This window comes from Pseudomonas sp. 20P_3.2_Bac5 (assembly GCF_025466035.1).
In the GTDB taxonomy this organism is placed as follows: domain Bacteria; phylum Pseudomonadota; class Gammaproteobacteria; order Pseudomonadales; family Pseudomonadaceae; genus Aquipseudomonas.
The window spans coordinates 118539-137299 of the sequence record NZ_JANLOA010000021.1; the positions used below are offsets into that span (position 1 = coordinate 118539).

General features: G+C 65.0%; 18 protein-coding genes. 13 read left to right on the forward strand and 5 right to left on the reverse strand.

Annotated elements, in window-relative coordinates:
- Window positions 1-44: 44 nt before the first annotated feature.
- Entirely contained in the window at window positions 45-287 is a 243-nt protein-coding gene (locus tag NTD88_RS04295; RefSeq protein WP_262155975.1) for a DUF2790 domain-containing protein, read from the forward strand.
- 15 nt (window positions 288-302) lie between these two features.
- Here NTD88_RS04295 and NTD88_RS04300 read toward each other — a convergent pair whose 3' ends face one another.
- Both NTD88_RS04300 and NTD88_RS04305 read right to left on the reverse strand, forming a co-directional pair.
- Complete coding sequence (locus NTD88_RS04300) at window positions 303-1187, reverse strand: dihydrodipicolinate synthase family protein (protein WP_262155974.1); 885 nt, start codon at window positions 1185-1187, stop codon at window positions 303-305.
- A gap of 21 nt (window positions 1188-1208) precedes the next feature.
- Window positions 1209-1991: an aldolase gene (locus NTD88_RS04305; RefSeq protein ID WP_095153715.1), complete on the reverse strand. Its 783-nt coding sequence runs from the start codon at window positions 1989-1991 to the stop codon at window positions 1209-1211.
- Between the two features lie 163 nt (window positions 1992-2154).
- Between NTD88_RS04305 and NTD88_RS04310 the strand changes: the two genes are divergently transcribed.
- The 3 genes from NTD88_RS04310 to NTD88_RS04320 all read left to right on the forward strand — a co-directional run bounded on the left by NTD88_RS04310 (window position 2155) and on the right by NTD88_RS04320 (window position 6156).
- Window positions 2155-2694, forward strand: a complete 540-nt coding sequence (locus NTD88_RS04310; RefSeq protein ID WP_095153714.1) for a helix-turn-helix domain-containing protein — start codon at window positions 2155-2157, stop codon at window positions 2692-2694.
- Window positions 2695-2768: 74 nt separating this feature from the next.
- Entirely contained in the window at window positions 2769-5318 is a 2550-nt protein-coding gene (locus tag NTD88_RS04315) for a hypothetical protein (RefSeq protein WP_262155973.1), read from the forward strand.
- Window positions 5319-5370: 52 nt separating this feature from the next.
- Complete coding sequence (locus tag NTD88_RS04320; RefSeq protein ID WP_262130548.1) at window positions 5371-6156, forward strand: AraC family transcriptional regulator; 786 nt, start codon at window positions 5371-5373, stop codon at window positions 6154-6156.
- Here the strand turns inward: NTD88_RS04320 and NTD88_RS04325 are convergent.
- Window positions 6145-6732, reverse strand: coding sequence for a LysE family translocator (locus NTD88_RS04325; protein WP_262130549.1), 588 nt, complete (start codon window positions 6730-6732; stop codon window positions 6145-6147). The two genes, NTD88_RS04320 and NTD88_RS04325, sit on opposite strands and share 12 nt — an antisense overlap.
- A 229-nt stretch (window positions 6733-6961) precedes the next feature.
- Between NTD88_RS04325 and NTD88_RS04330 the strand changes: the two genes are divergently transcribed.
- On the forward strand, window positions 6962-7672 hold the full coding sequence (locus NTD88_RS04330; protein ID WP_262155972.1) for a YebC/PmpR family DNA-binding transcriptional regulator: 711 nt from the start codon (window positions 6962-6964) through the stop codon (window positions 7670-7672).
- Window positions 7673-7751: 79 nt separating this feature from the next.
- On the opposite strand, the gene NTD88_RS04335 is transcribed toward NTD88_RS04330, so the two are convergent.
- Window positions 7752-9041 carry a leucine-rich repeat-containing protein kinase family protein gene (locus tag NTD88_RS04335; protein ID WP_262155971.1) on the reverse strand — a complete coding sequence of 430 codons (1290 nt, stop codon included), beginning with the start codon at window positions 9039-9041 and terminating at the stop codon, window positions 7752-7754.
- A 143-nt stretch (window positions 9042-9184) separates the two neighbouring features.
- Here NTD88_RS04335 and NTD88_RS04340 point away from each other — a divergent pair, with 143 nt between their 5' ends.
- Complete coding sequence (locus NTD88_RS04340; RefSeq protein WP_262155970.1) at window positions 9185-11074, forward strand: propionyl-CoA synthetase; 1890 nt, start codon at window positions 9185-9187, stop codon at window positions 11072-11074.
- A 15-nt stretch (window positions 11075-11089) separates the two neighbouring features.
- Here NTD88_RS04340 and zapE read toward each other — a convergent pair whose 3' ends face one another.
- Window positions 11090-12184, reverse strand: a complete 1095-nt coding sequence (gene zapE / locus NTD88_RS04345) for a cell division protein ZapE (protein WP_262155969.1) — start codon at window positions 12182-12184, stop codon at window positions 11090-11092.
- A gap of 225 nt (window positions 12185-12409) precedes the next feature.
- Here zapE and NTD88_RS04350 point away from each other — a divergent pair, with 225 nt between their 5' ends.
- The 7 genes from NTD88_RS04350 to NTD88_RS04380 all read left to right on the forward strand — a co-directional run bounded on the left by NTD88_RS04350 (window position 12410) and on the right by NTD88_RS04380 (window position 18757).
- Window positions 12410-12922, forward strand: coding sequence for a spore coat U domain-containing protein (locus tag NTD88_RS04350; protein WP_262156035.1), 513 nt, complete (start codon window positions 12410-12412; stop codon window positions 12920-12922).
- A 34-nt stretch (window positions 12923-12956) separates the two neighbouring features.
- Complete coding sequence (locus tag NTD88_RS04355; RefSeq protein ID WP_095153705.1) at window positions 12957-13487, forward strand: spore coat U domain-containing protein; 531 nt, start codon at window positions 12957-12959, stop codon at window positions 13485-13487.
- Window positions 13488-13500: 13 nt separating this feature from the next.
- On the forward strand, window positions 13501-14028 hold the full coding sequence (locus NTD88_RS04360; protein ID WP_262155968.1) for a spore coat U domain-containing protein: 528 nt from the start codon (window positions 13501-13503) through the stop codon (window positions 14026-14028).
- A gap of 3 nt (window positions 14029-14031) precedes the next feature.
- Window positions 14032-14538 (forward strand): spore coat U domain-containing protein, encoded by a 507-nt coding sequence (locus NTD88_RS04365; protein WP_262130555.1) that lies wholly within the window; start codon window positions 14032-14034, stop codon window positions 14536-14538.
- 51 nt (window positions 14539-14589) lie between these two features.
- The gene (locus NTD88_RS04370; RefSeq protein ID WP_095153702.1) at window positions 14590-15381 is read left to right on the forward strand and encodes a molecular chaperone; all 792 of its coding nucleotides are present in this window, start codon (window positions 14590-14592) and stop codon (window positions 15379-15381) included.
- 116 nt (window positions 15382-15497) lie between these two features.
- The gene (locus NTD88_RS04375) at window positions 15498-17792 is read left to right on the forward strand and encodes a fimbria/pilus outer membrane usher protein (protein ID WP_262156034.1); all 2295 of its coding nucleotides are present in this window, start codon (window positions 15498-15500) and stop codon (window positions 17790-17792) included.
- A complete protein-coding gene (locus tag NTD88_RS04380) occupies window positions 17789-18757 on the forward strand; it encodes a spore coat protein U domain-containing protein (protein ID WP_410017247.1) in 969 nt (322 codons plus the stop codon). Before NTD88_RS04375 ends, NTD88_RS04380 begins: the two co-directional genes overlap by 4 nt.
- Window positions 18758-18761 lie beyond the last annotated feature (4 nt).

An 18761-nucleotide genomic window follows, 5' to 3' on the forward strand; every position in this document is an offset into this window, starting at 1 on the left:
GCATCGGTTCTCATCGCGTTGCTCATGCAACGAGGAGATTCACTATGAAACTGCATTTGTTGCTGTCGCTTGGCCTGTTGTTCGCGGCTGCCGCCCAGGCACAGGATGTCGCCACCGATTACCACTACGGCATGCGTCTCGACGTCGCCAGAGTACTGAGCATGACCGAGCCGGTCACCGAGGAGTGCCAGGTGATCAAGGCTGCCATGACCTACCTGGACTCGTCCGGGCAGGAGCACACGCTGCGGTATCTGAAGCTGGCCGAGGTGTGCTCCGATCAGGGGTAAGTCAGTTCCAGACCCTTAGCGCAGCTGTTCCAGCAGCGCACTCAACCGCCCAATCCCCGCGTCATCCAGCGGGAACACCGGCGCGCGCGGCGCGCCGCAATCCAGCCCGTCCAGCTTCAGACCAGCCTTGATCGTCGCCGGCAAACCTCCCTTGAGGATGAACTCCAGCAATGGCAACTGCTTGTAGAACAAGGCCCGCGCCTGTGCCAGGTCGTTGCCCAGCACCGCCTGGTACAACTGCTGGTTCAGCGCCGGAATCAGGTTGGCGGCAGCGGTGCACCAGCCGCTGGCGCCGGCGATGAAGGCTTCCAGGGCCAGCGGGTTGCAGCCGTTGTAGAACGGCACCTGGCCTTCGCCGAGCTGGTGCAGGGCGTGCATGCGCTGGATGTCGCCGCTGCTCTCCTTGACCATGGTCACGTTCTCCACCGCCGCGACAATGCGCAGGATCAACGGCACGGACATGTCGGTGCCGCTGGTGGCGGGGTTGTTGTAGAGCATGATCGGGATGCCGATGCTGTCGCCGATGCGCTGGTAATGCCGGAGGATTTCCGCCTCGCTGAGCTTCCAGTACGCCGCCGGCAGCACCATCACGGCGTCGGCGCCTTGTGCTTCGGCGAAGCGCGCGCGGCGGATGGCGTTGGCGGTGGTCAGGTCGGAGACGCTGACGATGGTCGGCACGCGCCGGTCGATATGGGCCAGGCTGAATTCAGCGACCTGGCTCCACTCGCGGTCATTCAGGTAGGCGCCTTCACCGGTGCTGCCCAGCGGGGCGATGGATTGCACGCCGCCATCGATCAGGCGGTCGATGGACTGACCGAGGGCGGCGAGGTCGGGTTGCTCGCCGTCGGCGCTGAACGGGGTGACGGTGTAGCCGATGATGCCGTGAAAAGTCGTGGACATGAAACGTACTCCAGAAAGGGCTCAGTTCAGGCAGTCGGCGTGCTGGCGCAGGCTTTGCCGGGCGAAATAGTTGAAAGCGGCGCCGTGGCGCTTGGGCCGGTCGATCCAGTCATGGGCCTCGCGGCCAAGGGCCGGGTCGATGGGCTTGATGGTCCCGGCCGACATGGCCAGCAGTTGCAACTGCGCCGCGCGCTCGATCAGGTTGGCGGTGACGCAGGCCTGTTCGATATCGGCTCCGGTAGACAACTGTCCGTGGTGCGTCAGCAGGATGGCGCGCTTGTCGCCCAGCGCGGCGGCGATGATCTCACCTTCTTCGTTGCCCACCGGCACGCCCGGCCAGCTTTCGAGAAAAGCGCAATCGTCATACAGCGGGCAGACGTCCATGTGCGATACCTGCAGCGGCACTTCCAGCATCGACAGCGCCGCGACGTGGGTCGGGTGCGTGTGAATGATGCAGTTGACGTCCGGGCGGGCGCGGTACAGCCAACTGTGGAAGCGGTTGGCCGGGTTGGCCATGCCTTGGCCTTCGAGCACTTCCAGGTCCTCGTTGACCAGCAGCAGGTTGCTGGCGCTGATCTCGTCGAAACCCAGGCCCAGTTGCTGGGTGTAGAAGGTGCCGGGCTGCGGGCCACGGGCGCTGATCTGCCCGGCCAGGCCGGAATCATGGCCGCGGTCGAAGAGAATGCGACAGGTCAGGGCCAGCTTTTCTCGTACAGTCCACGTATTATCGGCAAGCGAGCCTTGCATCCGCGCAAGGGCCTGCTGGACCAGTTGGTCCTTGGGCAGTGCCATTGTGTTGGCCATTCGGGTGTCCTCGGGTGGTGTGATGAAGCGTCATGGCTTGCCCGTCCCGGTTGCCTGGAAAGTGAGCGGGGCGGTCAGTCGAATGACACAGCAAAGGCTATATGACACAAAGTGTCATAGGCAAGGGAAAAGTTGCCCAACGAACTGGAATCAAGCGCGGCGCATGTCTATCCGATTGAAATTATTGAGAAAAAAACTTGGCGTGACCCTTGAGGTGCTGGCCGAAAAATCCGGCATGACCAAGAGTTACTTGTCCAAGGTCGAGCGCGGCCTGAACACGCCGTCCATCGCCGCGGCGCTGAAACTGGCGCGGGCGCTGAACGTCAATGTCGAGGAACTGTTCGCCGAAGATGCTCCGCACCAGGCCCGCTACAGCCTGGTTCGCCAGGGCGAGCGCCAGTCGCTCTCGGGCAGTCCCCAGGGGCCGGGCTATGCGGTGTTGGCCAACCAGATCGGCCAGCGCAGCCTGTTGCCGTTCCTGATCAGCCCGCCGCCGGACTTCAGCGATTCCACGTTCAAGGAGCACCTGGGCGAGGAATTCCTGTTCGTCCATGAAGGCCGGGTCGAGGTCGATTTCATGACCGAACGGGTTGTGCTGGAACGCGGCGATGCCTTGTATTTCAACGCCCAGACCCCCCATCGCCTGCGCTCGCTGGGTGAAGTGCAGGCGCAGTTGCTGGTGGTGGTGCACGACGCCGGGTAGCGGTTCCCTGTCCGTGTGTGGCGGGTTGGCGCGTTAGCATCGCGGCCTTCCCCAGGCCCTCACGGACGATCCCCATGGCGCACCCTTCGCGGGATTACACCCGCCTGCTCAATACCCTGATCGACCAACGTATTGCCGAGGCCGGTCGGCGCAGCCCGTGGTTCCACATGACCCCCGGCGAGCGCGCCGACTACCTGGCCGAAGTCGACCGGCGCCTGCTGGAAATGCAGCGCACGACCCTCAATATCCTCGCCGCGCAGTACTACACCACGCAGGACAAACCCCGCGCCATCGACGAGCACCTGGACCTTTTGCGGCGTTATCGTGCGCAACTGGACCGGCAGGAAGCCACGCCCGCGCGTGATGATTACGGCCGTCGGCTGGACGGCGAAATTCTGCTCTACGTGCGCCAGCAAGCGGCCATGCAAGGCTTCGAACAGGCCTGGCGCAAGGCGCTGAAACTGCTGGTCGCCGGCAATGGCCTGGCGGTGCCGTGTCAGGGGCTGCTGGTGCGCTTGCAGCGTCTCGGCCATCTGGCTCAGCGCAAGCTGGACGCGCAGGTTGTGCCAGGCGAGCAGCGAACCCAGCTGTTCGCTCGCGCCCAGGGCTGGCAGACGGTGACCGAGCGCTATCGCGCCGTGCTCGACGCGCCGCTGAGCGCGCGGCCAGCGGCCCTGGCGGCGCTGGAGGAGATCCCGGCGGCTTCGGATGAGTTGCCGGTCAACCTGTCGCTGCTGTTGATGGAGGAGCGCCCCGGCTATGTCCGTCTGAACGTCGCGCTGGTGGACCCGAGCGACGACGGCCGCTTCAAGGACCTGTACCTGGACCACGGCAAGCTGGTGGTGCAGGCCAACGGGGTGATGAACTTTTCGTTCGGCACCACCGACCGCTCCCTGTCCTGGCAGCAGCAGTACCGGCTCAAGCACGAGCCTGCGCACGCGCGCTCGCCGACCTTCGCACCGATCCGCTCGGTGCTGGTCCGCACCGGGTTCGTGGTCGACCTGCTGGGGCTTTATCTGGTGTCCGAGCAGACCCTGCGCAAAGGCTTTCTGGTGCAGGTGCTGAACCAGGGCGCGCGGATCCGTGTGCTCAATGTCGACCGCAAGGTGCCCAACCAGGTAGCCATGCAGGTCTTCAACGAGCGGCGCACGGGGCATCAGGTGCGCAACGTGGATCTGCCTCATGCCCTGAATGAACTGCTTGATCGTTACGCCGATATCAGCAGCTTCCAGACCATTGCTCTGGAAAGTTACGCCCGCACGCATTACGACCCGGATCGCGATGGCACGTTTGTCAGCCTTCGTCAGTGGGAGCAGGCGCTGGGCTTTGGTGAACGTCTGTACCTGCTGGAACTGCACCGAGATGGCCGGTTTCTGGCAGCGACCCCCTTCGCCGCGGTGACCGAAAAGGGCAGTCACCTGCTCAGCGTCTCCGAGCTGCGACGAGTCTGGGTGCAAAACGGATTGTTCTTCCTCCGGCTTGAACAGTTGCGCGAGAGGGGCAGGGAGGCCTGCCCATGGTTCCGCTATCCGCTCGAACACGCAGCGTTCTGCGCGCAGTGGCTGCGCCTGCTCGAGCGCAATCACCTGACCCCGGGTGGGATCCTGACGGCGCCGGAAGTGGTGCGCGACAGCCTGCGGGATATCAAGGGCAATCACCTGGGCAAGGTGCTCTGGGAGCGGGCTTTTGCCCACTGCGTATGGCACTGGCCGCCGCTGGAAACCTTGTTGTTTGGTCTGGGGGAAAACCTTGTCCAGCAGGGGCTGGCGAAATTGCTGGGAGATGCCTACCTGCAGGCAACCGTGGGCCGTGCCGGGCAGTTGCTGGGCGCACTGCTGGAACCGATGGGCTACCGGGTAAAGGCGCTGACGTTATTGCGCCTGTTATTGCTGGGCGAAACGGCGCTGACCGATGCCGATTCAGCGCTGTGCGCCCGCGCTGGGACTTTGCTGGACAGTAACGCGGGCCGCGCCCTTCGCCGGCAGGCGGTGTGCCAGGTACTGGTGTCCCTCGCCCGTCACTCCGATCAGTCGTATGCACCGGTCAACAGCCACCCGCCGCTGGGAGACGGCCCTTGGTCGGGCCGGCGCGGAGCGGTTGATCCTTACCTGATCCTCAACAGCCGCTCCGAGCTGACGGACGACGATTGGCTGATCGCCGAGGACAAATACCGCGGCTACCATCAGTTCGTGCCCGAGCCGGACAGCCCGGCGAGCCGTTACCTGGAGCCGTTGGACAGCCCATTCGTCGCTGGCATCAGCCCGCTCTGCGCGGTGCTGTGCGGGGAGTTGCCGCAATGGTTTGGCCGCGTGCCTGCGCCGGAGGATTATTGGCGGTTCCAGTTGGCGATCAGCGCTTTCCTGTTGCGCAACGGTCATCACGGGTTTTTCGAGACAATCTACGTGGCCGCGCGCTACGAGCCTCCGTGGCCGGGCGCGATTGGCGTTCTATTGCTCGCGCTGTTCGACCGTTGCCGCGAACCCGGTACGGGCAGTGGCGCGCTCTATCAAGGCGCCATGGCGCTGATCCTGCCGCTGGTCAACCGCGACATCGAGCCTTCGCGACAACTGAAAGTGGCCCGCTTCGGGCTGTTCGGTCCGCAAGCCGCTGGAGAGCAGGACTGACGGGTGTTAGGCTTCTGTGCGTGTTTTCGTACGGTTACTCGGGAGTTTTTTGATGAGCAGCATTTCGCACTTCTGGCGTGATCCAGCGCTGCCCTTCATCGAAGCCCGTGGCGTCGCCGATGGCCGCAAGGTCTGCTATGCCCGACACTCCCACGAAGGCTTTTCCATCGGTGCCATCACTGCCGGGTGCAGCACTTACTTCGATGGCCAGCGCTGGCACGAAATCGAGACCGGTACGGTGGTCATGATGAATCCGGGGGTGGTCCACGCCTGCAACCCGATTGCCGACCAGCCTTGGTCCTACCTGATGCTGTATGTCGACATGCCCTGGCTGCGCGGTCTTGGTTTCAAGCCGCTGGCCCGCACCCTGAGCACTGCGCCAGGGCTGTATCAAGCCTTGACCGGGCTCTACGCACAACTGATCGACAACCAACTGGACAGCGAGCACAAGCGCATCGCCGCCGAAGCGTTTTTCAGTCAGCTGCGTGCCCAGGTGCAGGCCGCACCGGCGTTGGCGGGGCAGGGCAACGAACGCCTTGAACGGGCGGCGTGCTATATCCGCCAGCACTGCACCGAACCGCTGAAGCTGGAAGACATCGGCGAGGCGGCGGGGCTATCCACTTCCTACCTGATCCGCGCGTTCAAGCAGCATTACGGAATGACGCCCCACGGTTACCTGCTCGATCACCGCGTGCGTTATGCCCGCGCCCAGTTGCGCCAGGGCCGGCTGATCGCCGAGGTGGCGCACGAGGCGGGCTTCGCCGACCAGGCGCACCTGCAACGCGCGTTCAAGCACCACCTGGCGGCCACCCCCGGTCACTACCGCTCAGCCCAGTAACAGGTACAGCGCGCTGGCCACCAGCAACAAGGCCAGGGCGCGGTTGAACAGGCGCATGCGCCGCGGGTTGTCGAGGTAGCGCCGAATCACCGTCCCGGCCCAGGCCCAGCAGCCCACCGACAGGTAGCAGATCACCAGATAGATCAACGTGAACTGCCACAGCAGCGCCGTTTCGCCTTGCCCGACGAACGCCCCGACCCCGGCCACGCAGGCCAGCCACGCCTTGGGATTGAGCCATTGCATCAGCGCGCCGTAGGCCATGCTTGGCGGCTTGCCGGGGCTGCCATCGCCGAGGCTGCCGTCATCGGCGGCCAGTTTCCAGGCCATGTACAGCAAAAACAGAATGCCGGCCCAGCGCAGCACCTCGGTCAGCCCCGGCCACTCCCGCAGCACCGCATGCAGGCCGTAGCCCACCAGCAACAGCAGCAGACAGAAGCCCAGGGTGGCACCGCTGACATGCCGCATGGCCGGGCGCAGCCCATGCTGAGCGCCGGCGGCGAGGGCGACCAGGTTGACCGGGCCGGGAGAAATGGAAGCGGCCAGCGCAAAGGCGGCCATGGACAGCAACAGGCTCATGCAGCGTCTCTCTTGTCAGTGAAGAAAGTCAGGAGCCTATCGGGCGGTCGTTGGCGGGTATTGAAGAAAACTGCCCTGTTGCACCGTTATGTCTCAGTGCCGGGGCCTGAGGCGTGCGATGGCGGCACGGTCCCCCGGCTTTTCTTGTCGATTGCAGGTAACAGGGCGTATAAACTGCACCCCTTTGCCGGTCGCTTCCTGAACCGGCCGTTGAAACAAGAGAGTCGATATGGGCGCACAGTGGAAAGCCAAACATAAAGAACAAGCTGCCAATGCCAAAGGCAAGGTCATGGGCAAGCTGGCCAAGGAAATTCAGATCGCCGCGCGCAGCGGCGCCGACCCGGACATGAACGCCCGTCTGCGTCTGGTGATCGAGCAGGCCAAGAAAGCCTCCATGACCCGCGAGACCCTGGAGCGCGCGATCAAGAAAGGCGCGGGCCTGCTGGGCGAGCAGGTGCAGTACCACGCGGTGAAGTACGAAGGTTTCGCGCCGCACCAGGTGCCGCTGATCGTCGAGTGCCTGACCGACAACATCAACCGCACCGTCGCTGAAGTCCGCGTGTTGTTCCGCAAGGGTCAACTGGGCGCCGAGGGTTCGGTGTCGTGGGACTTCAACCACGTCGGCCTGATCGAAGCCACCCCGGACAGCGCAGACGCTGACCCGGAAATGGCCGCCATCGAAGCCGGCGCCCAGGATTTCGAACCGGCTGATGAGGGCGCGACCCTGTTCATCACCGAAACCACCGACCTGGACAGCGTGCAGAAAGCCCTGCCGGAGCAGGGTTTCACCGTGATTTCGGCGAAAATCGGCTACACCCCGAAAAACCCGGTCAGCACTGCCAGCCTGAGCGAAGAGGCTCTGGCTGAGGTCGAGGCGTTCCTCGAGGCGATCGATAACCACGATGATGTGCAGAACGTGTATGTCGGCTTGACGGCTTGAGTCGAGCCTATCGCTGAACAAAAAGGCCGCTTGATGCGGCCTTCTTGTTGCGGTTGTCAGGCAGGCCCCCAGCGCGCTGCTATTTCCCGAGCCTCACCACCACCTCGGCAAACCCCGGCCGCCGACACACCTCAGCCCGCACACAATCGCTCTGCAACGCCCTCAACAGCGGCAAATCCCCGTCACAACGCTCCAGCAACTCCCCAAGCAACACCCCAAACGCCCGCACCTCGATGCGCTCCAGCGCCGCCGCCGCGCTGCCGCCATCCAGCGGATGGAACGACGCCGCGCCAAAATCCCCCAGCAAGCTGTGCCCGTGCTCATCGCAGAGGATGTTGTGCGCGTACAGATCACCATGGCTCAGCCCGCGCTGGTGCAGGTGCGCCGCGACCGAAGCGATGGCCGACACGAGCCGGCGTACGCCCTGTGGCTCAAGGCGGCGTTCGGCGGGGTAACTATCCCGCGTGCAGCTTTGTAGGCTGGGCGGGCCGGCGAGGCTGAACCAGGCCGGGTCGATCAGTTCCATCACCAGCGCGGGAAGCTGCTGCGGATGGTTGTCGATGCGCCCCAGCAGTGGAATCAGGTGCGGATGCTGGCCGGCAGCGATGCAGGCGTTCATCTCGTCCAGCGGCGTGCCGTCGCTGGTGATCTCGCCTTTGTAGAGTTTCACCGCCACGGCGCTGGCGTGTCCGTTGAGCCGCGCACGATGAATCACCCCGGACGCGCCCTGGCCAAGCACTTGTTCCAGCGTGATGTCCTGCCAGTCCAGCCGGGCGCAGTGCCCGTCCACTGCGGGCGGGCGATAGCCCTCGGGCAGCGGGTTGCCGGCATAGGCCAGCCACGCCAGGTTGGGCAGGCTGATTAGCCATTCCGGGAGCTGTTCCAGGCGGTTGGCGGCGACCCTTACCAATTCGAGTTTTTTACAGCGGGCGAGGCTGGCCGGCAGGCTGCGCAGGCGGTTGCCGGAAAGCATGAGCTTTTGCAGCTCGACGCAATCACCGAGGGCTTCGGGCAACTGCTCCAGGCGGTTGTCGGTCAGCACCAGCGAGCGCAACCGCGGCGGCAGCGCAGCGGCAGGGACGTCCTCGATAAGGTTGCTCTTGACGCCGACCACTTCCAGGCTGGCGCACTGGCCGATGCCGACGGGCAGTTGGCTCAAGCGATTCTCTGAACAAAACAGCACGTTCAGTTTGTGCAACCTGCCGAGGTCGTCGGGCAGGTCGGTCAGGGCGTTGCCGGTCAGGTTGAGGACTTCGAGGCTGTCGGCCAGCGCGAAGATTTCCTCCGGGAACCGCTCAAGGCCACAGGCCAGGTCGAGGCGAGTAATACCTGCCAGACGGCCGGCGTTGAGGTCTTCAAGAGTGTGCATGGACAGGGCCGTCAGTCAAAACGGCGGCCATGATAGCGGCAAAGACTTCGTGGCATGCGACTTAAGTTCGATAGCGGGCCGGCGCCAACTGGCCATACTCGACGTTCGCCCTTTAATAACAACAAACGTAGGGTTATTCGTCGATGAGTTATCAGCACAGCTACGACCGTTCCATCGCGGCGCCCGCCGATTTCTGGGCCGAGCACGCCCATGACCTGGCCTGGTTTCGCAAACCCACGGAAATCCTTCGCGACAATCCCGATGGCACCCATCAGTGGTTTGCCGACGGGCGCCTGAACAGTTGCTTCCTGGCGCTGGATCATCAGATCGACGAGGGTCGCGGCGAGCAGACTGCCCTGATCTACGATTCGCCGGTCACCAACAGCCAACAGACCTTCACCTTCCGCCAGATGCGCGACGAAGTGGCGCGCCTGGCTGGCTTGCTGCGCGACCTCGGTGTCCAGCAGGGCGACGGGGTGGTGATCTACATGCCGATGGTCCCGCAGGCGGCCATGGCCATGCTCGCCTGCGCCCGCATCGGCGCGGTGCATTCGGTGGTGTTCGGCGGTTTCGCCCCGCATGAGCTGGCGCTGCGCATCGATGACGCGCGGCCCACCCTGCTGCTGACGGCGTCGTGCGGCGTCGAGTTTGATCGCGTCATCGAATACAAGCCGCTGGTGGACAGCGCCCTGGAACAATCCAGCCATCAGCCGCGCAAGGTGCTGGTGCTGCAACGGCCGCAGGCACGCGCCACCTTGAAGGACGGCCGCGATCTGGACTGGCACGCCGCGCTGGCCGATGCCAGGCCGGTGCCGCCGGTGGAGCTGGGCGCCGCCGATCCGCTGTACATCATGTACACCTCCGGCACCACCGGAAAACCCAAGGGTATCGTCCGCGAAAACGGCGGCAACGCCGTGGCCCTGCGCTTTGCCATGAAGAACATCTACGGCATGCAGCCGGGTGAAGTGTGGTGGGGCATTTCCGATGTCGGCTGGGTGGTCGGGCACTCGCTGATCGTCTACGGCCCGTTGATGAACGGCTGCACCACGGTGTTCTACGAGGGCAAGCCGATCCGCACCCCGGATGCCGGCGCTTACTGGCGGGTGGTCGAGCAATACCGGGTCAACGGCCTGTTCTGCGCCCCAACGGCCATGCGCGCGATCCGCAAGGAAGACCCGGAAGGCCTGCTGCTGCGCGGCTACGACCTGAGTTCGCTGCGCGAGTTTTTCCTTGCTGGTGAGCGTCTCGATTCAAGTACCCATCAATGGCTGGAAAGCATCAGCGGCAAGACCGTGCACGACCACTGGTGGCAGACCGAAACCGGCTGGCCGGTGACCGCGCCCTGCCTGGGCCTCGATGGCAGTGGCGGCCGCGCAGGATCGAGCAACCGGGCGGTGCCGGGCTACCACGTGCGGGTGCTGGACGAAGACGGCCAGTTGCTCGGTGCCAACCAGCAGGGCGCGATCGTCATCACCTTGCCGCTGCCGCCGGGCTGCAGCCAGACCTTGTGGGGCGATCATTCGCGCTACCTGGATTCGTACCTCAACACCTTCCCCGGCTACTACCACACCGGCGACGGCGGCTACCTGGATGAAGACGGATTCGTCTACATCATGGGCCGCACCGACGATGTGATTAACGTCTCCGGGCACCGCCTTTCCACCGGCGAGATGGAAGACCTGGTGGCGCGCCACCCGGCTGTCGCCGAGTGTGCCGTGGTCGGCGTGCGCGACGAGATCAAGGGCCAGGTGCCGCTGGCGCTGCTGGTACTCAAGGACGGGGTCGGGATGGGCGAGGCGCAGTTGCAGTCCGAACTGGTCGCCACCGTGCGCGAGCAGATCGGCGCGCTGGCCTGTTTCAACCAGGTGCGGGTGGTCAAGCGCCTGCCCAAGACCCGCTCGGGCAAGATCCTGCGCGCCGTGCTGCGCAAGATCGCCGACCAGCAGGCCTACACACCGCCCTCGACCCTGGATGATCCGGCGGTGCTGGTGGAAATCGAGGAAGTGCTGGCGGGGTTGGCGCGGGCGGGGTGACTGGCATGCACCGCGTCAGGCCGGCCCCATCTGCCGTAACTGCCCCAGCCGGCTGCGGGTGCGCGCCAGGTCCGCGACGCTGCCGCCGAGGCTTTGCTCCAGCGGTAGCTCGCCGATCAGCAGCAGTTGTTTGTCGCGGTCATAGAGCACGTCCACCAGGTTGATGAAGCGCTGTTGGGCGGCGATGGTGCAGTCTTCCAGGTTCGGCAGGTGTTCGATGGTCCAGTGTTCGAAGCGCTGCACCAGGTCCAGGTAGTCGATGACTGCGGTCGCTTGTTCGCAAATGGCGGAGAAGTCGAAAACCACGCTGTGTTCATCGCGAACCCGCGCGCGCAACTGGCGTTTGCCGACGTTCAGCAGCACGTCTTCGGTGGCGTCGTTCAGGCCCAGTTGGTGACGCTGTTGCGGGCTGCCGGGCCACAAGTACAAGCCTTGGGTGAAGCGCTGCTGCGCACCGGCGCCGGGCAGGGCGCGGTAGTCCTGATCGCCGCCGACTTCGAGGACGTCCATGCGCGCCTCGATAAGGCGGATAACCGGCTCGAAACGCTGGTGGTAGAGCGGATTGGGCAGCAATCCCTCGGGGGCGTAGTTGGAGGTCACCAGGACGAAAGTGCCGCGCTCGAACAGGGCCTGGAACAGCCGGGTGAGGAGCATGGCGTCGCCGATGTCGTGGACGTGGAATTCGTCGAAGCACAGCACCCTGCAATCACCGAGCAGGGCGTCGAGGGTCAGCGCCAGGGCGTCGGGGGCCTGGCGATGGTCGAACATGCCTTGGTGCAGACGGGCGAAGAAGTCGTGGAAGTGCAGGCGGCGCTTGGGGATCTCGCCCAGGGCGTTGAAGAATCCGTCGAGCAGCCAGCTTTTGCCGCGGCCGACCTGGCCATGAAGGTACAGGCTGCGTGCCCGGCCAGCGGGAAGGCGGGCGACCTGTTCGGCCATCGCCGCGATCACCCGTTGCTGGCCTTGGCTGAGGGTGTAGCCCTGCTGGCTGGCTTTGTCCCGGAAGTACACCTGGATCTGGCTGTCCGGCCCTGGCGTCGCGACCGTGGAAGCGCCAAGGCGCTGGCGCAGGGCGTGCAGTGGCGAGCGGAGCCAGGAGAAAACGGGCACGGGCAGGGTTCCTCGTAGAGCGTGAAGCCGGCAGGCAGATAACGAGCGGCGGCAATATTAACCAAATAGTGAAAAGTGCTGCCAGTCGTGTCTTTCGTGCTCGTCGGATAGTTCTTGTACATGAGCTGTACATTTCTTGATCGGCTGGCAGCTTTGTCCTCGGCTGCTACCCTGAAATTCACGAAGTCCTGTAAGGGACAGGGAGGGCAAGTGAAGGGATGGTCACTGGCGACGCTGTTCGGGCTGTGTGCGGCCCAGGGTGTTGCTGCCACGGAGTTTCTCGTCGAGGTGCGTGTCGACGTTCAGCGCGGCTGTCTGCTGATCCATCAGCCCCGCGAAGCGGCCGCCGAGGCGTTGGGTGTGCTGGATTTTGGTCAGAGCCCACGGCTTGACGATCCCGCGGGTCCGCTGAGCAGCCAATTGCTGGTGTTGCGTCCGCCGCGGCTGGAGTGCAATCCTGATACCGCCTATCAGATCGAAGTCGATGGCGGCCTGCACGGTGGCACCGGCGAAGTGCGTTATCTGGTGGCCGCAGACCCCAAGGCCAAACCCATTCCCTACCGCTTGTACCAGGATGCTGCCTGGCGCGCGCCGCTGTCGGTCAATACGGCCCAGCATGGGCGTGTACCGGACAGCGGATCGGTTGAACTTCCCTTGTACGCACGTATCGACACTCAAACCGAGCTTCCAAGGACGGGACGTTATTCGGACATGTTGAAGGTGACCGTCACCTGGTGATGGTCACGGTGGCACTGCTTAAGGAGTGAGCAGCATGCAAACGACCCGCATTCTTTTGCTGAGCCTGGGGCCGCTCCTGCTCAGCACCAGCGTCAACGGCGCGCTCAATGGCCATATTCAGGCGCGCCTGGTGATTACCTCCGCCTGCCAGATCAGCAGCGAACAGCCCGGCGCGCCTCCTGCCGGCGCTGGTGGTGTGCTCGACTTCGGCCAGCAGGGCCCGGTGTGGAACGACACCCTGCGGGCCAATCTCGACGAGCCGGGCGGCAGCAACCTGCAGGTCAGCTGCAACCCGCAGGTGCGTGCTTTCACCGTCACTATCAACGGCGGTGCCAACCCCGATGGCACTACCCGGCGCCTGAGCAATGGCGGCGTGCTCATTCCCTACCAGCTTTCCACCGACCCGGCCGGGCGTTCCAACTACGGCATCGGTCAGCAGCTCAACTTTTCCGTGAGCAGCGCGGCGCAAATTCCCATCCCCATCTACGGCGTGGTAACCGCCAATCCCAAAGCCCTGCCTGCGGGCATTTACCGCGACACCCTGACGGTGACGCTGGACTGGTAACAAGGAGTGAACCATGAAACCTCGTCTTTCCCGTGTCCTCATCGCTGGCGTCGCGCTAGCACTGGCTTCCCAGGCCCATGCGGCCACTGTCACCGGTGTGATCAACGCCACGCTGACATTGATCGCCAGTTGTCAGGTCAATGGCTCCACCGCCACCAGCGGGGTCAACTTCGGCGCCCTCAACTTCGGCACCCAGAACGCGCTGTTCACACAGGCTTCGGGCCAGGTGCAGAGCGGCGGCGGGGCGATCAGCGTGCTCTGCTCGAAAGGCGCGATACCGGTGATCAAGGTCGGCCTGGGTAGCCATGACGGTGCCTCGACCGGTGGCACCCGGGCGTTGTCCGATGGCACCAACTTCGTGCCCTATGACTTCTACACCGACGCCGGCACCTCTACGCTGCTGCCGATCAACGGCACCATCACCCTGCCCACCAGCACGGGCGTGGCGCAAACCGTCGACCTGTACGGCAAGGCCGTGGGCAAGGCCGGCTTGCCGCCGGGCGTCTACACCGACACCGTGGCGGTCGAATTGAGTTTCTAAGTCATGAGCGGGCGGCTGGCGGTGGCGCTGGCGCTGACGGCAGTGGTGGCGGTTGCGCCGACGCCACTGGACGCGGCGCTCAGCAGCACATTCCTGGTCAACGCCACGGTGCAGGCGGGGTGCCTGGTGGTCGGTGGGGTGACCAGTTACGGCAACCTGGACTTCGGCAGCTATTCGGCCCTGTCGAGCGCGGCGGTGACCACCCAGTTGAGTGGCACCACGGTGACGTTGCAGTGCACGCCCGGGGTGACGATGACCATGAAGGTCGGCGGTGGGCAGAACAACAACGGCAGCCGCAACCTCAAGCGCAGCACCAGCGCGGACCTGCTGGTCTACCAGTTGTTTCGTGATGCCGGTTTCAGCCAGGCCCTGGGCATCGACCAGACGGTGAACGTCAGCTACAGCGACCCGACGACGATCAAATTGCCGGTCTACGCCCGCGCCCAACTGAGCGGCGCGCTGCCGGCGGGCAGTTACAGCGACGTGCTGCAAGTGACATTGACTTGGTGAGCCTGTGCTCGCCCGGTCCATAAGAAAACAATATCGCCGAAGGAGAGTGGCATGGGCACAGAGGCTCAGCGTCGGAGTACGTGGGGGGCGAGACTGGCACTGGGATTGACGCTGCTGGGGGCGGGATCGGCGCAGGCGGCGACCTCGGTGCTGATCTGGCCGATCGACCCGGTCATCGAGGCCGAGCAGAAGGCCGGTGCGCTGTGGCTGGAAAACCGCGGCAGCGAGGACGCCAACCTGCAGGTGCGGATTTTCGCCTGGCGCCAGGGTGAGTTCGACGACCAGTACCAGAACCAACGCGAAGTGATCGGCAGCCCGCCGGTGGCGAAGATTCCCGCGGGCGGCAAACAACTGATCCGCCTGACCCGCACCGGCACCTCGCCGGCGGGTCAGGAACAGGCCTACCGCATCATCATCGACGAGATTCCACCGGCCATGCCCCCCGGCGAAAACGCCAGCGGGCCACAGGCGGCGATCCGCTTCCAGATGCGCTACTCGGTGCCGCTGTTCGTCTACGGCCAGGGCCTGTGGGGCAAGCCGGACCCGCAGGGGCAGCGCGACGCGGCCGGGGTCGGCAAGCCGCAATTGAGCTGGCGCCAGGTGGCGGTGCAGGGGCGCTCCTATGTCGAGATTCGCAACACCGGTCCGGTGCACGCGCGCCTGACCGATGTGGTGATGCAGCAAGGCGGGCAAAACCGGCCGGTGGTCGAAGGCCTGCTCGGCTACGTGCTGCCGGGCGCCACGATGCGCTGGCCGGCGCCGTTGCAGGCTTCGGCGGCGACGGTGCTCAAGGGCAGGATCAATGGCAGTGAAGCGGCCCAGACCATAGGTCAGGGGAATTGAACGTGAGCGGATAAGTGATGGATCCGGGCCAAGGAGGCCCAGCCAATGGTGAGATGCAGTGCGTGATGGGCTTTCTGGCCAGTACCCGCCGGCTCGCGCTGGCGGGTGGCATGGCGATGCTCGCGGCGGCCCCGCTGATGGCCGGCGAACTGCCGCCGCCGCCCTCGGGGCTGGAGGCGGTGAGCGATGCCCAGTTGTACCTGGAACTGGTGGTCAACCAGATGAGCAGCGGTAGCGTGGTCGCCGTCCAGCAGCGTTCGGGTCATCTGTACATGGCCAGCGCCGACCTGCGCGCCGCTGGCATCGAACTCCCCGGCGAGGTGCCGGAGCAGGTGGCGCTGGACACCATTGGCGGCCTGCACAGCGACTACGACAGCCAGACCCAGCGCCTGCTGATCGAAGTGCCGCCCGGCTGGCTGCCGAACCAGCGCATCGGCAACCGCGCGCTGTTCGACGGCAGCCAGGCCCACAGCAGCTTCGGCGCGCTGCTCAACTACGACCTCTACCTGAACGACACCGACGACGCCGGCACCAGCCTGTCGGCCTGGAACGAGCTGCGCCTGTTCGACAGTTGGGGCACCTTGTCCACCACCGGCCAGTGGCGGCAACAGCTCAGCGGCCGCAGCTACGACGACAGCCAGCGCGGCTTCCTGCGCTACGACACCACCTTCCGCTACACCGACGAAACGCGCCTGCTGACCTTCGAGGCCGGTGACGTGATCAGCGGCTCATTGCCCTGGACCAGCTCGGTGCGCCTGGGCGGTATTCAGTTGTCGCGGGATTTCGCGGTACGCCCTGACCTGGTGACCTATCCGCTGCCGGCCTTTGCCGGCGAGGCGGCGGTGCCGTCCTCGGTCGATCTGTTCATCAACGGCTACAAAAGCGCCAGCGCCGACCTGCAACCCGGCCCGTACACCCTGACCAACGTGCCGTATATCAATGGCGCCGGCGAGGCGGTGGTGGTGACCACCGATGCCCAGGGTCGGCAGATCGCCACGACGCTGCCGTTCTATGTCACCAGCACCCTGCTGCAGAAAGGCCTGAGCGACTTCTCGGTGGCCGCCGGCAGCCTGCGCCGTGACTATGGCCTGCGCGATTTTGGCTACGGCCCGGCGCTGACCTCGGCCAGCCTGCGCTATGGCATCAGCGACAGCTTCACCCTCGAAACCCATGCCGAAGCCGCCGAATCGCTGGCCCTTGGGGGCTTGGGCGGCAACCTGCTGGTGGGCAGTTTCGGGGTGATCAATGCGGCGCTCAGCCAAAGCAGTTTCGACAGCCGCAGCGGTCGTCAGGCGAGCCTCGGCTACCAGTACAACAGCCAGCGCGTCGGCTTCAATTACCAGCGCCTCGAACGCTACGGCGACTATGCCGACGCGTCCTTGCTGGACACCCCCTACATCCGCCTCAGCCAGCGCAGCGAACAGGTGACCCTGAGCCTGAACCTGGAGCGCTATGGCAGTTTCGGCGCTGGCTATTTCGACGTGCGTGCCGGCAACGACACCCGCACCCGGCTGCTCAACCTGAGCTGGAGCAAATCGCTGTGGGGCAACACCAGCCTGTACCTCTCGGCCAACCGCGAGGTGGGCGGCGGGCAGTGGGCGACCCAGGCGCAACTGGTGATCCCCTTCGACCTGCGCGGCACCATCAGCCTGAGCATGGAACGCAACCAGAGCGGCGAGCGCCTGCAGCGGGTCAACTACAGCCGCGGCGTGCCCAGCGAGGGCGGGGTGGGCTTCAATATCGGCTATGCCGGTGGCGACCAGCAGGCCTACCGCCAGGCCGACCTGACCTGGCGTCTGCAATCGGTGCAGTTGCAGGCCGGCACCTACGGCACCCGCGACGCCATGACCCGCTGGGCCGATGCCAGTGGGTCGCTGGTGTGGATGGACGCCGGGCTGTTTGCCGCCAATCGCATCGATGACGCCTTCGTAGTGGTCAGCACCGAGGGCTTCGCCGATGTCCCGGTGCGCTACGAGAATCAGTTGGTCGGTCGTACCGACAGCAAAGGGCATCTGCTGGTGCCGTGGAGCAGCGCCTATTACCGCGGCAAATACGAGATCGACACCCTCGACCTGCCGGCCAACGTGGTCAGCCAGAACGTCGAGCAGCGCGTCGCGGTGCGCCGTGGCGCCGGTTACCTGCTCAACTTCCCGCTGAACCGGGTGCGTGCGGCCACGGTTGAACTGGTGGATGGCAATCGCCAGGACTTGCCCCTGGGCAGCCAGGTCACCCATCGGCAGAGCGGCGCACTGGCGGTGGTGGGCTGGGACGGGCTGGTGTACCTGGAAGGGCTGGCCGACCAGAACACCCTGGACGTGCAGTTGGCCGGTGGCGCGCGTTGCCAGGTGGAGTTCGCGCTGGATGCCGCGCAGGACGACGTGCCGCTGATCGGCCCGCTGGTGTGCCGGTGAAACGCCTGTTGCTGGCGCTCGTCCTGTGCCTGGCCGGGGTGCGGGCCGAGGCCCAGTGTGCGGTGGTGCAGGCCGCCAACGTGGCGTTCGGCAATGTCGCCTCGACCTCGGTCAACACCACCGTGCAGCCCAGCTCCACCGCCAACGCCGGCTTGCGTTGCAGCGGCGCGCTGCTCAGCCTGTTGCGCACGGACGACTTCTTCAAACTGACGCTGACCCCTTTGGGCGGATCCACGGGCATGGTCGGGCCGACCGGAGACGTGATCCTCTACACGATCTACGCCGACAACACCACGTCCTACCCGATCACCCGCGGCCAGCCCTTCGACTTCGCCCGCCACGGCATTCTCGAAGCGCTGGGCCTGCTGGGCAGCATCGTGCCCAGTACCGTGCCGCTCTACGTCAAGACCCTGACCGGCAGCAACGTTGCCGCCGGCACTTACCAGGAAACCTTCAGCGTGTACTGGGATTGGGACTACTGCTACGGCATCGGTGTACTCGGTGCGTGCATCGGTCGCCAGGTGTTGACCGGGACCACCTCGATGACCGTGAGCCTGCAGGTGACCGCCGACTGCCAGATCACCACGCCGACCATCAACTTCGGCACGGCGCCGGTGGTCAGCGGTTTTTCCACGGTCAGCCAAAGCGTCAGCCTGTCCTGCACCAAGGGCAGTGCGTACACGGTCGGTCTCAATGACGGGCTGTACGTTTCCGGCGGACGACGGCGGATGAAATCGACGGCCAACAATTACCTGTCCTACGACATCTTCAAAAGCGCCACTGCGGTGCGCTGGGGTTCATTGACCACCGCCCGGCGCTCCAGCAGCGACGCCGACATCAATCCCGGCAACGGCACCGGGACCGGCAGCCAGGTGTTCAACTACAACGCCAAGGTCTACACCGACCAGCCCACGCCACCGGCCGCGGCGTATCAGGACAGCGTGATTCTGGATGTGCAGTTTTGAGGGG